This window comes from Aerococcus sp. L_32, from assembly GCF_050689315.1.
Genome location: NZ_JBOEQF010001102.1, coordinates 1 through 614 on the forward strand (window position 1 = coordinate 1; position 614 = coordinate 614).

General features: G+C 40.4%; 1 protein-coding gene. It reads right to left on the reverse strand.

Features of this window, described 5'->3' with window-relative positions; all coding sequences use genetic code 11:
• A partial coding sequence (locus ACRCJ0_RS18385; protein ID WP_431391599.1) for an HAD-IC family P-type ATPase occupies window positions 1-614 on the reverse strand: 614 nt, incomplete at both ends.

The following is a 614-nucleotide window of genomic DNA, read 5'->3' on the forward strand; positions in this document are numbered from 1 at the left end:
GCGTGGAACAATTGGATGAATGCTAATGTTAAGAAGGCCATAGCTTCTGCATCTTCCAATGGCACACCCATTTGGTAACGACCGTACCAGAATACAAATAATGTTACAGCACCTTCATAGATACCTTGGTAAATAATTGATGGTAATACACCATTTGATAATAAGTTACCAGAACGCCCACGAGGTTTGTGTTCCATTACATCAGATTCCGCTGCTTCAAGACCTAATGCAATTGCAGGGAATGTATCAGTTACTAAGTTGATCCATAAGATATGGATAGGTTCTAAGATTGTCCAACCAAGCATTGTTGCAACGAATAAAGTCATAACCTCACCCAAGTTAGCAGATAGTAAGAATTGAACTGCTTTTTGGATATTTGAGAATACTTTACGTCCTTCTTCGATTGCAGTGATGATTGTCGCAAAGTTGTCATCAGCAAGTACCATGTCAGAAGCACCTTTAGAAACTTCTGTACCGGTGATACCCATACCAATACCGATATCAGCTTGTTTCAATGAAGGCGCGTCATTAACACCGTCACCAGTCATCGCAACAACTTTATCGTGTGATTGCCATGCAGATACGATACGAACTTTATGTTCTGGAGATACACG